At 60.8% G+C, this 2,678-nt stretch carries 4 protein-coding genes; all 4 read right to left on the bottom strand.

The genetic code is table 11. From position 1 onward, the window contains the following. Nucleotides 1-884 (bottom strand): histidine kinase dimerization/phospho-acceptor domain-containing protein (locus tag OP496_RS17020; protein ID WP_348522022.1); only part of this gene is annotated, 884 nt, incomplete at its 3' end. Beyond that, a complete protein-coding gene (locus OP496_RS17015) occupies nucleotides 881-1,543 on the bottom strand; it encodes a response regulator transcription factor (RefSeq protein ID WP_179000150.1) in 663 nt (220 codons plus the stop codon). The genes OP496_RS17020 and OP496_RS17015, both read right to left, overlap by 4 nt. A gap of 56 nt (nucleotides 1,544-1,599) precedes the next feature. Then, complete coding sequence (locus OP496_RS17010; RefSeq protein WP_280565007.1) at nucleotides 1,600-2,205, bottom strand: hypothetical protein; 606 nt, start codon at nucleotides 2,203-2,205, stop codon at nucleotides 1,600-1,602. A gap of 98 nt (nucleotides 2,206-2,303) precedes the next feature. After that, nucleotides 2,304-2,678 (bottom strand): FAD-dependent monooxygenase (locus OP496_RS17005; protein WP_280565006.1); only part of this gene is annotated, 375 nt, incomplete at its 5' end.

The raw sequence follows: 2,678 nt of genomic DNA, 5'->3' as shown, positions 1-2,678 counted from the left end.
ACGCCGGTATAAGCCTTTTGCAGCGATGCGGTTTCCCCAGCTTGGACATTGTCCAGGTGAATACGCAACGCGGCCAGTGGGGTGCGCAGTTCATGCGCGGCGTCCGCAGTGAACCGGCGTTCGCGTTCCAGGGTTTCGCCCAGTCGGTCGATGAAGTCGTTCAGCGACTGGTGTAATCCCTCCAACTCGTGGGGAACGTCGAGCTCGATATGCCGAAGGTCGCGGGCATGGCGTCCTTGCACCTGGTCAGATAGACGCCGTATAGGAGTCAGGCCACGGCGAATGATGCGGTTCATCAACCACAACATGAGCGGCAATAGGATCAGCATCGGAATGAGATTGTTCCAGGTGATGCGCTCGACTATTTCACGCTGGAAGTTGCTGCGTTGGCCCATGCTGATCCACAGGTCATGGCGTTCGTCGAACATGCTGAAGACGCGCCAGCGATGGCCATCGTAGTCGACCCAGCGGAAACCTTCTTCGTCGGGGGCGGGAAAAGGCGCCTCTTGTACCCACTTTCCCTGGAGGAGACGTGGTGTCTTGTCGGGCTTCCATAAACCCAGCGCGAGTTTGCGTTCTTCCTCGTGATACAGCTTGGCCGGGGTGGTGTCATCAGCTCCGAGCGCGACAGGCTGGCCATCGTGATAGAGGCGTGCCGGATAATTGGGGATACTGAGCCGGTTGGCCAGCCGCTTGAACGCGACATCGCTGGCGTTCTCCGGTAGTTGGCCGGCGACAATGCGACTGTGGAGGCTGAGCTGGGTGTCGAGCACTTCTTCCAGCTCGTGATCGGTGATCAAATACGAGGCGAGCACCGCCACACTACCGGACACGACGAGTACTAGCGTCAGCGTGCGGAGCAGGTAATAGCGAATGGACGTCATACTGCGCGACGATCCAGGCGATAACCGATACCACGGACGGTCATGATGAGCGACTTACCGAACTTCTTGCGCAGATGATGAACGTGGACCTCCACTGCATTCGAGGCGACTTCCTCTCCCCAGCCATAGAGCAGGCTTTCCAGCCGAGGGCGCGAGAGCACCTTGTCGGGGTGGCGTGCCAGTTCGAGCAATAGGGCGTATTCGCGGCGCCCAAGCGCGATGTCCTGTCCTTGCCAACTGACGCTGTGACTGGCTTCGTCGATGCTCAAGGCGCCGAGTGTCAGGGTGCGTGACGCGCGGCCCTCGGCGCGCCGCGTGATGACGCGCAGGCGTGCCAGCAACTCCTGTAGGTTGAAGGGCTTGAGTACATAATCGTCGGCGCCGGCATCGAGTCCACGAATGCGTTCTTCGACGGCATCGCGTGCGGTGAGGATGAGTATTGGCAGTCCGGAAGCCTGGCGTAGATGCTGGAGCACTGCCATGCCATCCATGTCGGGCAGCCCCAGATCGAGAATCATGGCGCTGAACGCTTCGTTTTGGGCAGCTTCGATAGCATGATGACCTTCGGTGAACCAATCCACTGTATAGGCTTCGCGGGTGAGTGCGGTCTTGATGCCATCGCCCAGCAGCGGATCGTCTTCGACCAAGAGTATACGCATGGGGCCTCCTCGGTATTGGCGCCAGCGTAGCATGATGCGTAAAGCTTAAGTCTTTCTTAAGGCGGGGTGAAACCATCGGCCGCCGCACGCCGACGCTGATAGGAATGAATGTGGCCTCGCCATTGGGCTGCAAGGGAAGGATGATTGTGTCGCTCGATGACCTGTATCACGCGCCGTGCGGCGTGGTTTAGCGCTGTCAAGTGATGGACATGGGGAATGTCCTCGGGCGCTAGGTGCGAATAGCGGGCGTGCTTCGGGGCGGGGTCGACGCTAAGTACGAGCCTGTCTGGCCGCGACGATTCCCGCACCCGCGAGACACATTGGCGCCGTGACCGACTTTCGTTTGCCGTGACGAGGCCGATATCGACATGCAGTGCACCCTCGACGCTCATAGCGTCATTCGTGTCGGTCGGTCGCACATGAATCAGCATCTCGATACCGGCGCGCGCCACGGTCTCACGGCAGCATGCTTGTTGTGTCTGACATGTGGCCGCCATGGGCTGGACGCGCGTCGGCATGCCGCGCACCTGTCGCTCGAGTGCGGCCTGGTTCTCGCCCAACGTCCATAACAAGGCACCGCGCGGTAACAACCAATCGATGAGGGTTTTCGCGAAAGGTGTATCAGCGCCCGTGATGAGAATGCGACGTTCCGACCAATCCATGAGATACCTGCCGATGGCGGAGATGAAAGAATCGCAACGCTCGCACGGTAACGCTTAAGAGATACTTACGTCGCTCGCGGAGATGCCAGTCCCAATGTTTAGCCAAGTGGCCCGCCGACAACGGTCTTCTTGAGTCCTGCGAGGATGGCGTCGCCATCTTCGTGGGCGAGTTCGTCATACCAGGCATGAGTTTGCTCGGGGCCGAGGCCATGGATCATCGCCGCGCGCTTGCGTGCGCGGGAGACGATGTCGCCGACGCGCTCGACACGCGCGACGTCGTAGTGGGTCAGTGCGGTGGCAAGCGCTATCGAGGTGTCGGCGTGTTCAGTGAGAGCGTGCTGCACGGCGTCGGCCAGCACCCAGGCGTCTTCCATGGCCTGGCAGCCCCCCTGGCCGAGATCCGGTGCCATGCCGTGCGCGGCGTCTCCCAGCAGCGCCACGCGAGGTGCGATGAGGGTGTCGAGGGGCGGGAT

Origin of the sequence: Chromohalobacter sp. 48-RD10, assembly GCF_029889785.1 — a bacterium.
Lineage (GTDB): Bacteria > Pseudomonadota > Gammaproteobacteria > Pseudomonadales > Halomonadaceae > Chromohalobacter.
This window is presented reverse-complemented; position numbering and strand designations above follow the sequence as displayed.